The sequence below is a fragment of the Pseudomonas sp. FG36 genome, assembly GCF_057809275.1.
Map to the genome: position 1 here is coordinate 288110 of NZ_JBMDJQ010000003.1, position 14104 is coordinate 302213.

Annotated in this window: 13 protein-coding genes; 8 read left to right on the forward strand and 5 right to left on the reverse strand. The window is 63.8% G+C overall.

The annotated features are described in order from the left end of the window. Nucleotides 1-198: 198 nt before the first annotated feature. Nucleotides 199-1764, forward strand: a complete 1566-nt coding sequence (locus ACODS9_RS05050) for a methyl-accepting chemotaxis protein (protein ID WP_489093417.1) — start codon at nt 199-201, stop codon at nt 1762-1764. A 55-nt stretch (nt 1765-1819) separates the two neighbouring features. Here the strand turns inward: ACODS9_RS05050 and ACODS9_RS05055 are convergent, their stop codons facing one another. From ACODS9_RS05055 to ACODS9_RS05070, 4 genes are all read right to left on the reverse strand, one after another. Beyond that, complete coding sequence (locus tag ACODS9_RS05055; protein WP_046856420.1) at nt 1820-2704, reverse strand: pseudouridine synthase; 885 nt, start codon at nt 2702-2704, stop codon at nt 1820-1822. A 51-nt stretch (nt 2705-2755) separates the two neighbouring features. Beyond that, complete coding sequence (locus ACODS9_RS05060) at nt 2756-3064, reverse strand: hypothetical protein (RefSeq protein WP_046856421.1); 309 nt, start codon at nt 3062-3064, stop codon at nt 2756-2758. A gap of 67 nt (nt 3065-3131) precedes the next feature. Further along, nucleotides 3132-3368 carry a glutaredoxin family protein gene (locus ACODS9_RS05065; RefSeq protein ID WP_046856422.1) on the reverse strand — a complete coding sequence of 79 codons (237 nt, stop codon included), beginning with the start codon at nt 3366-3368 and terminating at the stop codon, nt 3132-3134. 73 nt (nt 3369-3441) lie between these two features. Next, the gene (locus ACODS9_RS05070) at nt 3442-4650 is read right to left on the reverse strand and encodes an ammonium transporter (protein ID WP_489093418.1); all 1209 of its coding nucleotides are present in this window, start codon (nt 4648-4650) and stop codon (nt 3442-3444) included. 303 nt (nt 4651-4953) lie between these two features. Between ACODS9_RS05070 and ACODS9_RS05075 the strand changes: the two genes are divergently transcribed. The 6 genes from ACODS9_RS05075 (at nt 4954) to ACODS9_RS05100 (ending at nt 11916) form a co-directional block, all read left to right on the forward strand. Beyond that, entirely contained in the window at nt 4954-5265 is a 312-nt protein-coding gene (locus ACODS9_RS05075) for an ElaB/YgaM/YqjD family protein (RefSeq protein WP_367856612.1), read from the forward strand. A 9-nt stretch (nt 5266-5274) separates the two neighbouring features. Beyond that, nucleotides 5275-5649 (forward strand): phage holin family protein, encoded by a 375-nt coding sequence (locus tag ACODS9_RS05080; protein WP_102683128.1) that lies wholly within the window; start codon nt 5275-5277, stop codon nt 5647-5649. Beyond that, complete coding sequence (locus ACODS9_RS05085) at nt 5646-5972, forward strand: hypothetical protein (protein ID WP_489093419.1); 327 nt, start codon at nt 5646-5648, stop codon at nt 5970-5972. Before ACODS9_RS05080 ends, ACODS9_RS05085 begins: the two co-directional genes overlap by 4 nt. 78 nt (nt 5973-6050) lie before the next feature. Then, nucleotides 6051-7382 (forward strand): deoxyguanosinetriphosphate triphosphohydrolase, encoded by a 1332-nt coding sequence (locus ACODS9_RS05090; RefSeq protein ID WP_367856613.1) that lies wholly within the window; start codon nt 6051-6053, stop codon nt 7380-7382. A 279-nt stretch (nt 7383-7661) separates the two neighbouring features. Next, nucleotides 7662-8282: a response regulator transcription factor gene (locus ACODS9_RS05095; RefSeq protein WP_031315749.1), complete on the forward strand. Its 621-nt coding sequence runs from the start codon at nt 7662-7664 to the stop codon at nt 8280-8282. 1 nt (nt 8283) lies between these two features. Further along, entirely contained in the window at nt 8284-11916 is a 3633-nt protein-coding gene (locus tag ACODS9_RS05100) for a transporter substrate-binding domain-containing protein (protein ID WP_489093420.1), read from the forward strand. A 30-nt stretch (nt 11917-11946) separates the two neighbouring features. Here the strand turns inward: ACODS9_RS05100 and ACODS9_RS05105 are convergent, their stop codons facing one another. Next, a complete protein-coding gene (locus ACODS9_RS05105; protein WP_046856427.1) occupies nt 11947-12291 on the reverse strand; it encodes a YggL family protein in 345 nt (114 codons plus the stop codon). A 185-nt stretch (nt 12292-12476) separates the two neighbouring features. On the opposite strand from ACODS9_RS05105, the gene dacB reads away from it, so the two are divergent. After that, nucleotides 12477-13940 carry a D-alanyl-D-alanine carboxypeptidase/D-alanyl-D-alanine endopeptidase gene (gene dacB / locus ACODS9_RS05110; RefSeq protein ID WP_401105700.1) on the forward strand — a complete coding sequence of 488 codons (1464 nt, stop codon included), beginning with the start codon at nt 12477-12479 and terminating at the stop codon, nt 13938-13940. The last annotated feature ends 164 nt before the right edge of the window (nt 13941-14104 follow it).

The window sequence follows — 14104 nt, forward strand, 5'->3', positions numbered from 1 at the left end:
AATCCGTCATGATCAGACTTATCCGTCATCATTTGTAAGAAAAACTGCAATATTGAAGGCAATGGTTGCGATCAGGTCGGCTGCGATAGCTCAACCGCACTGACGGCACATTGCTCCAGATCAAGACAGTTAAATATTCATTCAATAAAACCAGAGGCTTGCCGATACCCGTCGAAAGCCTTGCGGATTGAACAGCCAATGCGTAACAACCAGCCGATTACCCAGAGAGAACGGACTTTCCCTGCCCAGCAGCGGTTGATCTCCACCACCAACGCCAAAGGCGTGATCACTTACTGCAACGATGCCTTCATCGAAATCAGCGGATTCTCCCGCGAGGACCTGATGGGCGCGCCGCACAACCTGGTGCGCCACCCCGACGTCCCGCCAGCCGTGTTCGCCCATATGTGGCAGACCCTGAAGCAGGGCCTGCCGTGGATGGGCATCGTCAAGAACCGCTGCAAGTCGGGCGACCACTACTGGGTCAATGCCTACGTCACGCCGATCTTCGACAGCAACCAGGTGGTCGGCTACGAGTCGGTGCGGGTCAAGCCCACCGCCGAGCAGATCCGCCGCGCCGAGGCGCTGTACCAGCGCATCAACCAGGGCAGGTCGGCCATCCCGAAACGTGACAAGTGGCTGCCGGTGCTGCAGGACTGGCTGCCGTTCATCCTGGTCAGCCAGGTCGGTTTCCTGATCGGCAACTGGCTCGGCCACTCCTGGGGCTTCGCCCTGGCCGCCGGCCTGTCGGTGCCGCTCGGCCTGCTCGGGCTGGGTTGGCAGCAACGCGGCCTCAAGCGCCTGCTGCGTCTGGCCGAACAGACCACCTCCGACCCGCTGATCGCGCAGATGTACACCGACAGCCGCGGCGTCCAGGCACGCCTGGAAATGGCCATGCTCAGCCAGGACGCACGGATGAAGACCTGCCTGACCCGCCTGCAGGACAGCGCCGAGCAGCTCAGCGACCAAGCCCGCCAGTCCGACACCCTCGCCCACCAGAGCTCCTCGGGCCTGGAGCGCCAGCGCGTGGAAACCGAGCAGGTGGCCGCCGCCGTCAACCAGATGGCCGCCACCACTCAGGAAGTGGCCAACCATGTCCAGCGCACCGCCGACGCGACGCAGGAGGCCAATCGCCTGACCAGCCAAGGCCGCAATATCGCCGGCGAAACCCGTGACGCCATCGAGCGGCTGTCGGCTGCCGTGGGTGAAACCGGGCTGACCGTCACCCAGCTGGCCAAGGACAGCGACGAGATTGGCGGCGTGGTCGATGTGATCAAGGGCATCGCCGACCAGACCAACCTGCTGGCGCTCAACGCCGCCATCGAAGCGGCGCGTGCCGGTGAGATGGGCCGCGGCTTCGCCGTGGTCGCCGATGAGGTCCGCCAGCTGGCCCAGCGCACCGCCGAATCCACCGGGCAGATCCACACCCTGATCGCCAAGCTGCAACAGACCGCCAACAACGCGGTGCAGACTATGGAGACCGGCCATCGCCAGGCCCAGGAAGGTGTCGAGCGGGTCATGCAGGCCGACGAGGCATTGGTGGGCATCAGCGAGGCCGTGGCCAACATCACCGACATGGCGACCCAGATCGCCGCGGCCACCGAAGAGCAGAGTGCGGTGGCCGAGGAGATCAGCCGCAACATCAGTACCATCGCCGACCTCGCCGACCAGACCGCCGGCCAGGCCCAGCGCTCGGCGCTGCTCAGCGAAGAGCTGACCAGCACGGCGGGTACCCAGTACTCGCTGGTGGAGCGCTTCAACCGCTGAAATCGGTAGACGCCATCGGGGGGCCAGTCGCAGCGGCGACTGGCCCCCGATGCTTTTACCAGTCGAGCGCCAGCCGGCTCTCGAAGTAACGCACCTCACCCGTCAACGGATCCTCGAAGCGCAGGCTATGGGCCAGCAGCTTCAGTGGCCGTGCGTAATCATCCTGCTCGTTGACCAGTTGGGGATAGAACGGATCGTTGCAGATCCCCGCGCCCAGCGCCGCCATATGCACGCGCAACTGGTGGGTCTTGCCGGTGACCGGCGACAGGCCATAGCGCCACAGATCGCCATTTTTCTCCAGCACACAGGCGTGAGTTTCACTGTTATCGACCCCTTCCACCTCATGCATGCGGAAGAACGGCTCACCGTGCACCAGACGGCTGCGGTGCACCAACGGGTAATCATGCTGCGGCATGGCCGCGGCGATGGCCTGGTAATGCTTGTCGATACGCCGCTCGGGGAACAGGCGTTGATAGGCGCCACGGCTCTGCGGGTTGGCAGAGAACAGCACCAGCCCGGCAGTGTGTCGGTCGATGCGATGCAGCGGCACCAGGTGCGGGTTGTCCAGGCGCCGGATCAGCCGACGCAGCAGCGTCTGCTCGACGTACTCGCCGGTGGGCGTCACCGGCAGGAAATGCGGCTTGTCCGCTACCACCAGGTGCTCATCCACATGCAGGATTTCTTCCTGCACAGGGATCACCTTTTCATTGGGTACTTCACGAAAATAATGCAGGCGCATGCCCCGACGATAGCGGGTGTCCGCTGCAATGGGCTGGCCTTCGGCATTCAACACCCGCCCTCGGGCGAAGCGGTCGAGCCATTGCTCACGGCTGATGCCCTTGAAATGCTCGCACAGGCAATCAAGCACCGTAGCCCAGGGCCCTGGAGGCAGACAGACAGTGCTGGCTTGTTGCTGGGCGGGGTCGAAAGGCGTGGTCATCATCAGGCTCGGTCAAGCAGGGGGCGGGCATTATCCCCTACCCGGCGTACGTCAACCAGCCTCGCAGGCTGGCTCGCAGCGCGCCTTGAGCCAGCGCAGCACCTGCACCGCGTCCCAGCGGCCCGGATCATAGAGGGCATAGCTCAGCCCCTGGTAGCCCACGACATCCAGCGGACGGTGGAAGCCGGCGCGCTGGAACAGCGCCTCGATCTCGGCGAAGCAGGTATTGAAATGGACCTTGCCGAACGGTGTGCGCTCGTCGGTGACGATGCCATCGAGGCGCAGTTCCAGCACCGCCTCGCACACACGCTCGGGGGCCATGTGATTGATGCTGTACTTGAGTTGCTCGACATTGAGCATGGCTTACCTCGGGATACTGTATTTATATACAGCATACGAAGCGAAGCCTGGGCCGTCAATGCGCGACTCAGCCGAGGAAGGCCACTACCTGCTCGGCATCGAACGGCCAGCCCAGCTCGGCCCCGGTATCGCAACGGCGCAATACCGGAATGATCAGCCCGTAACGTTCGAACAGCGCCTCACTGTCGGCGATGTCGACCAGCTCGACCAGCAAGCCGTGCTCGACGAACGGCATCAGCACGGCTTCGGCCACTTCGCACAGATGGCACCCGAGGGTGCCGAACAATTGGGTTTCAGGCAGCATGCGTCTATCCGCAAAATCGCAGGAAGGGATGCTCATTCTAGGTCCGCCTGCGCCTGCGTGCACCTGACCTGCCTCAATCCTGGCTGGTGGCGCCGATTCGATGCACCGCCAGGTCCGCGCCCTGGAACTCCTGTTCATGGTTCAAGCGCAAGCCATGCAGCGCCTTGAGCAGACCGTACACGGCAAAGCCGCCGACCAGTGCCACCAGCACACCCGCCAAGCTGCCCAGCAGTTGGCTGGCCAGGCTGACACCGCCGAGGCCACCCAGGGCCACCTGCCCGAACACGCCGCAGGCGATGCCGCCCCACACGCCGCACAGGCCATGCAGCGGCCATACCCCCAGCACGTCGTCGATCTTCCAGCGGTTCTGCGCGGCAGTGAAGCACCAGACAAACAGCCCGCCTGCCACCAGGCCGGTGGCCAGCGCCCCCACCGGGTGCATCAGGTCGGAACCCGCGCACACCGCCACCAGGCCGGCCAGCGGGCCGTTGTGCAGGAAGCCGGGGTCGTTGCGCCCGGCCAGCAGGGCCGACAGGGTGCCACCGACCATGGCCATCAGCGAGTTGATCGCCACGAGCCCGCTCACCCCTTGCAGGGTCTGCGCGCTCATGACGTTGAAGCCGAACCAGCCGATGATCAGGATCCACGACCCCAGCGCCAGGAACGGAATGCTCGAGGGGGCAAACGCCACCAGCCGGCCATCGCGATAACGGCCGCGGCGCGCGCCTAGCAGCAGCACCGCCGCCAGCGCCAGCCAGCCCCCCATGGCGTGCACCACCACGGAGCCGGCGAAGTCGTGGAACGGCGCACCGAAACGCGTTTGCAACCAGGCCTGCAGGCCGAAGTTGCCGTTCCACACGATGCCTTCGAAAAACGGGTAGATGAACGCCACGATCAACGCCGTTGCGCACAGTTGCGGCGCAAAGCGCGCCCGTTCGGCGATGCCGCCGGAAATGATTGCCGGAATCGCGGCGGCGAAGGTCAGCAGGAAAAAACATTTGACCAGCGCGTAGCCATGGTCGCTGGCCAGCGCCGCCGCCGGCTGCAGGAAGCTCACGCCATAGGCGATCCAGTAACCGACGAAGAAGTACACCAGCGCCGAGATGGCGAAGTCGCTGAGGATCTTCGACAAGGCGTTGACCTGATTCTTGTACCGCACTGTGCCGACTTCGAGAAAGGCGAACCCCGCATGCATGGCCAGGACCAGTATCGCGCCCATGAGGATAAACAAAGTGTTGGAGCCGTGGACCAGGGAGTCCATCGCGCTGTGAGTGTTTTCCATGTAGTGGCAGACCTGCAAAAAGGCACCAGGACAGTTCAAGAACCGGCATCCATGCACCGCATCGGTGCCAGGCCCCTGCCCCGTTTCGGTGACCCGGGCGGTGCCTGCGTGGTTTTTTCTTGGGTTTGTCGTGGATTGGGTTAAGGTTTAGCGGTATCCGCATCAAGCGCGCATGATTTCGGCGCAGGCCTCGGCGGACACGCACCGCTTTTTAGCAAGCGCTGTACCAACACATCCCGCTGAACCTTCCGCGCCACCGATCACTCGAAATAGCCACACACATCCACAGGGAGAGGCCCACTCATGGCCAGCAAATCGGCAAAGACTGCACAAGACATACTGATGGCTGACTTCCAGGCCCTGGTCCGCGACACCGAAAAACTGCTGGCCGACACGGCCAACCTGGCCGGCGACCAGGCCGATGAACTGCGCGAACAGATCCACGATCGCCTGGTCCAGGCTCGTGAAACCCTGCAACTGACCCAGGACTCGGTGCGTGCCCGTGGCCAGGCGGCCCTGGGCAACGCCGAGCAGTACGTGCAGGAGAACCCGTGGCAGGCCATCGGCATCGCCGCCGGCGTCGGCCTGCTGATCGGCCTGCTGGCCAAGCGCTGAGGAACCTTCATGGACAACGAAGCCATCGGCACGGGCGCCTCCGGCAGGCGCCTGGGCGCGGCCGTGCTGGGCTTGCTGCACAGCCATATCGAGCTGTTCGGTATCGAGTTGCAGGAGCAGAAGGCCCGTACCTTGAGCCTGCTGTTGTTCGCCGGCCTGGCGCTGGTGTTCGCCCTGCTGCTGCTGACCGCCCTGTCGGGCCTGGTGCTGGTGCTGCTGTGGGACAGCTACCGCCTGGCCGGGATCATCGGCCTTTGCGTGTTCTACGGGGTCGCCGCGCTGTACTGTGGCCTGCGCCTGAAGGCCGCGGTGTTCGACGAGTCCTCGCCGTTCAATGCCACCCTCGAGGAGTTGGCCAAGGATCGGGAGCGCCTGCTGCCATGAGCCTGCCAGAACTACCCAACACGCGTAATCCACGGGAGCTGCGCAAGGCGCTGCTGCGCCTGCGCATGGAAATGCACCGCCAGGAGATCCGCCACGAATCCGGGCAACTGCTCGAACCGGTCCGCCGTCTGCGCGGCATGGGCGGCTCGTTCGGTGAAGGCCTGGGGGTCAAGCACGGCTCGCTGTGGGGCATTGGCGCCGTGGTCGCCCTGGGCTTTCTCACCGGCAAGGGCGTACGCAGCGGCAACCTGACCCGCCTGGTACGCCTGGGCGCCAGCCTGGCTCCCTTGATCCGCCTGCTCCTCGGCAGCCGCCGCCGCTGAAGCCCGAGCGCGCCCGGCCCTTGCGCGGGCGCGCCGGACACAGGAAGCTATCCCGACTCTACGATGGGAGAACACGCCTTGGACTGGCAAACCCTGCTGACCCGCGAACGACTGGGCAAGGCCCTCTACAGCCCCGAGGAGCTCGGGCGCAGTCCTTTCCACAAGGATCACGACCGCATCATCTTCTCCGGCGCCTTCCGCCGCCTGGGGCGCAAGACCCAGGTGCATCCGGTGTCCAGCAACGACCACATCCACACCCGCCTCACCCACTCCCTGGAAGTCAGCTGTGTCGGCCGCTCGCTGGGCATGCGTGTCGGCGAGACCCTGCGCGACCAACTGCCGGACTGGTGCGAACCCAGCGACCTGGGAATGATCGTGCAGTCGGCCTGCCTGGCCCACGACATCGGTAACCCGCCGTTCGGCCACTCGGGCGAGGACGCCATTCGCCACTGGTTCCAGCAGGCGGCCGGGCGTGGCTGGCTGGACGACATGAGCGACGAGCAGCGCGGCGACTTCCTCAATTTCGAAGGCAACGCCCAAGGGTTTCGCGTGCTCACGCAGCTCGAATACCACCAGTTCGACGGTGGCATGCGCCTGACCTACGCGACCCTCGGCGCCTACCTCAAGTACCCCTGGGCCGCGCGCCACGCCGATGCCCTGGGCTACAAGAAGCACAAGTTCGGCTGCTACCAGAGCGAACTGGGGCTGCTCGAGCAGATCGCCGGCAAGCTCGGCCTGCCCCAGCTCGAACACCAGCGCTGGGCGCGCCATCCCCTGGTGTACCTGATGGAGGCCGCAGACGACATCTGCTACGCCTTGATCGACCTCGAGGACGGGCTGGAGATGGACCTGCTGCAGTACGCCGAGGTCGAGGCGCTGCTGCTGGACCTGGTGGGTGACGACCTGCCGGAAACCTACCGCCTGCTGGGCCCGGGCGAGTCACGCCGGCGCAAGCTGGCGATCCTGCGCGGCAAGGCCATCGAGCACCTGACCAATGCCGCCGCCCAGGCCTTCGTCGAACAACAGCAAGCCCTGCTTGCCGGCCGCCTGGCCGGTGACCTGGTGGAGCACATGCACGGACCGGCGCAACGCTGCGTGCTCCAGGCCAAGGACATGGCACGCAAGAAGATCTTCCAGGACAAGCGCAAGACCCTGCACGAGATCGGCGCCTACACGACCCTGGAGATCCTGCTCAACACCTTCTGTGGCGCGGCCCTTGAGCAGCACGGTGGGCGCACGCCGTCGTTCAAGAGCCGCCGTGTGCTGGACCTGATCGGTAACAATGCCCCCGACCCGCATGGCTCGCTGCATGGCGCATTCCTGCGCATGATCGACTTCATCGCCGGCATGACCGACAGCTACGCCAGTGAAATGGCCCAGGAAATGACCGGGCGCTCCAGCCCGAAGTAGGAAAACCGAGGGTGGCAGACGAATGTTTGCCACCCATGTTTAATTTGTATGAAATTTCCTATGCTATTTTTTTGTAAATAAACTGGCCAGCCTCCTACCATCGCAAAAGTTATCAACTCCTGATAAGACCCTGCCAATATCTACATCTCTCGTAGCAAAGTTTCGCGGGCGCTGTAAGTTAATTCCTATATCCCGTATTTGGCACCTACTTCCCTGCCCGTCGCCATGCAACTGAGCTAATGTGCCGGCTGCCTTCACCTGCAGCCTGGAATGTTGAATATGCACTCAGTCTTTATTGTTGATGACCATCCCGTTATACGCCTGGCGATACGGATGTTGCTGGAAAACCAGGGATACCGGGTGGTCGGTGAATCGGACAATGGCGTTGACGCCATGCAGCTGATCCGCGAAACCCCACCCGACCTGGTCATTCTGGACATCAGCATCCCCAAGCTCGATGGCCTGGAAATGCTCTCGCGCCTGCAGGCCATGGCCATCCCGCTGAAGGTCCTGGTGCTGACCGCGCAATCGCCGGCGCTGTTTGCCGTGCGCTGCATGCACTCCGGCGCGGCCGGGTATGTGTGCAAGCAGGAAGACCTCAGTGAGCTGCTCAGCGCCATCAAGGCCGTGCTGTCCGGCTACAACTACTTCCCCAGCCAGGCACTCAATCCACCGCCGACAGGCAGCAACCAGGAGCTGGAACTGTTCCGCCAGGTCAACGACCGGGAACTGATGGTCCTGCAACTTTTTGCCCAGGGCCGCAGCAACAAGGAAATTGCCAAGGGCATGTTCCTCAGCAACAAGACCGTCAGCACCTACAAGAAGCGCCTCATGCACAAGTTGCGCGCCAGCACATTGGTAGAGTTGATCGACGTCGCCAAGCGCAACGCACTGGTCTGAAATGATGACGTGGAGGTACATCGCTGTATTGCTGCTCTGCCTGGGCACGCCGCTGCAAGGTGGCGGCATGACCGTCGACCTGGGCCGCACCTACACCTTGCTCAGCCGCTCGACACCGAAGTCGGTCCGGCCGCCCCTGACAGCAGCCCAGCGCGACTGGCTCGCAGAGCGCAAAGAGCTGGTGCTGGGCACCTCGGCGCCCGACTATCCCCCTTTCGACATCGCCACGGGCGGGCGCGAATACCAAGGGCTGACCGCCGACTACGCCGGCTTGATCGGCAGTGCCCTGGGCCTGCCTGTCCGTGTGCAGCGTTTTCCCAGCCGCCCGGCGGCGGTCGCGGCACTCAAGAGCGGCCATATCGACCTGCTGGGCAGCGCCAACGGCTATGAAGCCGTCACCCAGGGCCTGGCGCTGTCACGCCCCTATGCCATTGACCAGCCCGTGCTGGTGACCCGCGAGGACGAGAGCCGCGCGCTGGACACCGGCCTGCCGGGCATGCGTCTGAGCATGCTGTATCACTACCTGCCGCCCGGGGAAATCCACGCCAACTACCCCAAGGCCGAGCTGCTGACCTTCGAGTCTTCCACCCAGGCCCTGAATGCGGTGGCCTTCGAACAGGCCGACGTGTTCATTGGCGATACCATCTCCACTCACTACCTGATCAGCCAGGGTCACCTGCCGCATGTGCGCATGGCCAACTTCGGCAAGCATGAGGCCGTGGGCTTCAGCTTTGCCATGCGCGAAGGTGAATCTACCCTCCAGTCCCTGGTGGATGCCGCGCTTGACGCGCAGTCCAGCGCCACCCGCAACGATATCTTCAAACGCTGGAGCGCCAGTAGCGGCAGTTTGCTGACCGACCGCAAGCTGCAGTTGTCGACACGCGAGGAACAGTGGCTGAGCCAACACCCGATCATGCGCGTGGTGGTCAACGACACGGCGGCGCCACTGACGTTCTTCGACAGCAATGATCGCCTGCGAGGGATAGTCGCCGACCTGCTCGAGCTCATTCGTCTGCGCACCGGCCTGCGCTTCGAGATCCACCGCGCCAGTGGCGACGGCGACATGATCGACCAGCTCGAATCCGGGCGTGCCGACATCATCGCCAGCCTGTCCACCGAGGCACGCCGGAGCAACCCGCTGCAGGTCAGCCGCCCCTATCTGGAGAGCGCCTATGTGCTGGTCACCCATACCGGCACCGACCAACCCAACAGCCTCAAGCAACTCAAGGGCAAGCGAGTCGCCGTACCCCGCGACAGCAGCGTGGCCGCCCTGCTTGCCGCTCGCCACCCGCGGATCCACCAGGTCACCACCGAAAGTACCTATTACTCCATGGTGCTGCTCGGCAGCGGCGCGGTGGATGCGGCGATCGCCACCCTGATCGACGCCAACCACATGCTCGCCACCAGCAACGACCTGGTCATCCGCAGCACGGTCGGCACGGAGCCCGCAGCCTTTTCCATGGCCACAGCCCCCGACGCCAGCGAGCTGGGCTCGATCCTCGACAAAGCGTTGCTGAGCATCTCGCCGGAGGAACTGGGGGTGATCAACAGCCGCTGGCGCGACCACGGCCTGCGTGACGACGCCTACTGGCGCAGCTACCGCCGGGTGATCCTGCAGGTGGTCGGGGTGATCGCCGTCCTGTTGGTGCTCGCACTGGTATGGAATGCCCGGCTGCGTCGTCAGATCAAGCAACGTCAGCGGGCCGAACGGGCGCTGAACGACCAGCTGGAATTCATGGGCGCCCTGCTCAATGGCACGCCCCATCCCATGTATGTACGCGACCGCAAGGGACGCCTGCAAAGCTGCAACGACAGCTATCTGCAAGCCGTCGGCGCCAGCCGCGAACAGGTGCTGGGCAAACGCCTGGAAGACGCCCCCTACAGCGACTGTGACTATACCCAGCAGGTGCAGGACGACTACCAACGGGTGATGGCGCAGGGAACACCCTTGATTCTCGATCGCCCCTTGCACCTGAAAGACCGCGACCTGACGATCTATCACTGGATCCTGCCCTACCGCGATTCGGTAGGCGAAATGCAAGGAATCATCGGCGGCTGGATCGACATCAGCGAACGCCGCAACCTGGTCCAGGACCTGCGCCTGGCCAAGCAGCAGGCCGATGACGCCAACCGGGCCAAGAGCACGTTCCTGGCCACCATCAGCCATGAAATCCGCACGCCGATGAACGCCCTCATCGGCATGCTGGAGCTGGCCTTGAAGCGCGCCGAGCAGGGCAAACTGGACCGTCCCGCGCTGGAAGTCGCCCACCATTCGGCCAACGATCTGCTGGGCTTGATCGGCGACATACTGGATATCGCCCGGATCGAATCCGGGCAGATGTCCCTGGCACCCGAACCCGTCGACCTCGCGGCGCTGGTCGAGTCGGTCGGTCGGGTTTTCGACGGCCTGGCTCGGCACAAGGGCCTGGTGCTGGATGTGGTGATTGCCCGCGAGGCACGCTGCCATGCGCTGCTCGACCCGCTGCGCTTCAAGCAGGTCCTGTCGAACCTGGTCAGCAATGCGATCAAGTTCACCGAACAGGGGCAGGTGCGCATCACCGTCAAGCTGCGCAACGACGGCGAATCGGCGTTGCCGGCGCTCGACCTGGAGGTCCGCGACAGCGGTATCGGGATACACGAGCAGGACCTGCAGCGCCTGTTTTCCCCCTTCGTGCAGGCCAACCCCTACAGCGACGGCGCCCGGGCCGGCACCGGGCTGGGGCTGGTGATCAGCCGTGACCTGTGCGCGATGATGGGCGGCGAGCTGACCCTGCAAAGCCTGCAAGGTGTCGGCACCCGCGTGCGCCTGGTGATGCCGCTGCAGTGCGTCGAGCCGGTCGCGGCCCTGCCGCGGCCCATGGCGCAAATCCTGCCACCGGATGAGCAATTGAGGATTCTGGTGATCGACGACCACCCGGCAAACCTGCTGCTGATGGCCCAGCAGTTGAACTACCTGGGGCTGAAACAGGAAAGCGCCGAGGATGGTGGTGAAGGACTGCGCATATGGCGCGAAGGCTGTTTCGATGTGCTGATCGTCGACTGCAACATGCCACAGATGAATGGCTACGAGCTGGCGCGGACAGTGCGCACGGAGGAACGCCTGCATGACCGGCCGCGCTCTACCATTCTCGGCTATACCGCCAACGCCCAGCCCGAGGTTCGCCAGCAATGCCTCGATGCCGGCATGGATGACTGCCTGCTCAAGCCCATCGGCCTGCAGGTACTGGGGCAACGCCTGAGGGCCATCACACCCATTGCCCGGCAGTGCGACGGCCGCCTTGGCTCGGCACCACGCTTCGACCTCAAAGGCCTGTCCACGATCGTTGGCGACAACCTAGCCGACCGCGACCGTATCCTCGAAACCCTGCTCCTGAGCCTGCGCCAGGACCTGAAGATCCTGATGGCCATCGATCCGCGGCACGAAGGTGACGAGCTTGCGCTGCAGGCACACAAGATCCTCAGCGCGGGAAGGATGCTGAATGCACGGTCGTTGATCGAGGCTTGCCAGGCACTGGAGGGAACGGACGTACCCCAGGCCGAACTGCTAAGGCGCCGTCAGGCGTTGGCGCGGCACATGCGCCGCGTGGAGAAAGCCCTGGCCAGGCAGCTTGAGCACCTGGCCGAGGCGGGATGAGAGCGGTACAGGGCGTACCGCCGACATCGATCAGGAAGCCGGGTTGATCGGCTTTTCCGGGTACCAGGCATCCAGCAGCGGGCTGACTTCGATGCTGGTCAGTTCGCTACGGCCTTTGAGCCAGGCTTCGACAGCGGCGCGCTGTTCTTCGCTGACCGAGCCACGCTTGACGGAGCAGACCAGACCGAAGTCATCGCCGCCGACATAGTCCAGGCCGTTGGCATCCATGGCATCAGCCAGGAAAGCATCGAGGAAGGCATCGATGGCTTCATCGGACAGGTCTTCCTTGAAGCCCAGGTTCAGTTCGAAACCCAGCTCCTGGAATTCATCCACGCACAGTTTCTTGCGCAGGCGACGGGAACGGTTGGTAGCCATGAAACAATCCTCTCAATTAATTACGCGCGGCACTTTACCAGTTTCCGGCGCACAACGGCGCTTTTCCGTCGAACGAGGCCCATGCAGGGCACGCTTGGGGCATAATGCGCACTATATTCGTCTTGGGGCCATCACTTCATACAGCCCCAGTATCTTTTTCCCTCGCCCGCAGGGTTTGTCCATTTATGATCAAGACGCTCCGCCCACTGTTGTTCGCCGGCCTGTTCCTGCCCTTGTCGCTGTCCGTGCAGGCCGCCACCGTAAACACCAATCTGCCACCGAAAGTGCAACAGGCGCTCAAGACCAACAAGCTGCAGGACTCGGCCCTGTCGCTGGTCATGCTGCCGCTGGACGGACCGGGCGCAGCGACCGTGTTCAACGCCGACGTGTCGGTCAACCCGGCCTCGACCATGAAGCTGGTCACCACCTATGCCGCGCTTGAGCTGCTGGGCCCCACCTTCCAGTGGAAAACCGAGTTCTACACCGACGGCACCCTGAGCAACGGCGTGCTCAATGGCAACCTGTACCTCAAGGGCGGTGGCGACCCCAAGCTGAACATGGAAAAGCTCTGGTTGCTGATGCGCGACCTGCGCGCCAACGGTGTGCGCACCGTGACCGGCGACCTGATCCTGGATCGCAGCCACTTCGTGCAACCCAACCTGCCGCAGTTCAACGACGACGGCGGTGACGACAACAAGCCGTTCCTGGTCAAGCCGGACTCGTTGCTGGTAAACCTCAAGGCCCTGCGCTTCGTCGCCCGTAACGACGGTGGCAAGGTCAACGTGTCGGTCGAACCACCGATCGCCAGCATCCGCATCGACAACCAGGTCAAGGCGGTGGCGGGCAAGCAGTGCACCGGCGAAGTGCGCTACAACCCGGTAGTGCAGCCCGATGGTGTCAGCGTCACGGTCAGTGGCCAGCTCGCCGATGGCTGCAACTCGCAGACCTACCTGGCGCTGCTGGATCACCCGACCTATGCCGCCGGTGCCGTACGGGCCATCTGGAACGAGCTGGGTGGCAACATCCAGGGCCGCGACCGCATCGAGAACGTGCCCAAGAGCGCACGCCTGCTGGCTCGGGCCTTCTCACCAGACCTCGTGGAAGTGATCCGCGACATCAACAAGTACAGCAACAACACCATGGCCCAGCAGTTGTTCCTCAGCCTTGGCGCGCAGTTCCGCACCGACGCTGACGGCGACGACGCCCGCGCCGCTCAACGTGTGGTGCGTCAGTGGATGGCCAAGAAAGGCATCACCGCGCCGCACCTGGTGATGGAGAACGGCTCGGGCCTGTCCCGTGCCGAGCGGGTCAGCACCCGCGAGATGGCCGCGCTGCTGCAGGCGGCCTGGAAGAGCCCGTACGCGGCCGAGTTCATCAGTTCGATGCCGCTGGTGGGCATGGACGGCACCATGCGCAAGCGGCTCAAGCGCACCGCCATGACGGGCGAAGGGCATATCAAGACCGGGACCCTGAATACCGTGCGGGCGATTGCCGGGTTCAGCCGGGACAGCAACGGGCACACCTGGGCGGTGGCGGCCATTCTCAATGATCCAAAGCCTTGGGGGGCTTCGCAGGTGCTGGATCAGGTGTTGCTGGATCTTTATCGGCAGCCGAAGGTGGGGAATGGGACTGTTGGGGTGATGCCCTGACCGGGCTTGGGTCCTCAAAGTGTGGGTTTTGATTGATGTAAGCACATGCATTGGCGAGGGCGACGCATAGTCACCTTTTCGCCTTTACGGCGACCTTCTTTTGCGCGGGTGTATGGACCGGACACATGGTGGACACGTGTGCGGAGACATGGTTGACACTTTTC

Bases quoted from the DNA above. Each gene is read 5' to 3' on its own strand.
- ACODS9_RS05050 (WP_489093417.1), top strand. From the start codon at position 199: ATGCGTAACAACCAGCCGATTACCCAGAGAGAACGGACTTTCCCTGCC.
- ACODS9_RS05055 (WP_046856420.1), bottom strand. From the start codon at position 2,704: ATGACCACGCCTTTCGACCCCGCCCAGCAACAAGCCAGCACTGTCTGT.
- ACODS9_RS05060 (WP_046856421.1), bottom strand. From the start codon at position 3,064: ATGCTCAATGTCGAGCAACTCAAGTACAGCATCAATCACATGGCCCCC.
- ACODS9_RS05065 (WP_046856422.1), bottom strand. From the start codon at position 3,368: ATGCTGCCTGAAACCCAATTGTTCGGCACCCTCGGGTGCCATCTGTGC.
- ACODS9_RS05070 (WP_489093418.1), bottom strand. From the start codon at position 4,650: ATGGAAAACACTCACAGCGCGATGGACTCCCTGGTCCACGGCTCCAAC.
- ACODS9_RS05075 (WP_367856612.1), top strand. From the start codon at position 4,954: ATGGCCAGCAAATCGGCAAAGACTGCACAAGACATACTGATGGCTGAC.
- ACODS9_RS05080 (WP_102683128.1), top strand. From the start codon at position 5,275: ATGGACAACGAAGCCATCGGCACGGGCGCCTCCGGCAGGCGCCTGGGC.
- ACODS9_RS05085 (WP_489093419.1), top strand. From the start codon at position 5,646: ATGAGCCTGCCAGAACTACCCAACACGCGTAATCCACGGGAGCTGCGC.
- ACODS9_RS05095 (WP_031315749.1), top strand. From the start codon at position 7,662: ATGCACTCAGTCTTTATTGTTGATGACCATCCCGTTATACGCCTGGCG.
- ACODS9_RS05100 (WP_489093420.1), top strand. From the start codon at position 8,284: ATGATGACGTGGAGGTACATCGCTGTATTGCTGCTCTGCCTGGGCACG.
- ACODS9_RS05105 (WP_046856427.1), bottom strand. From the start codon at position 12,291: ATGGCTACCAACCGTTCCCGTCGCCTGCGCAAGAAACTGTGCGTGGAT.
- dacB (WP_401105700.1), top strand. From the start codon at position 12,477: ATGATCAAGACGCTCCGCCCACTGTTGTTCGCCGGCCTGTTCCTGCCC.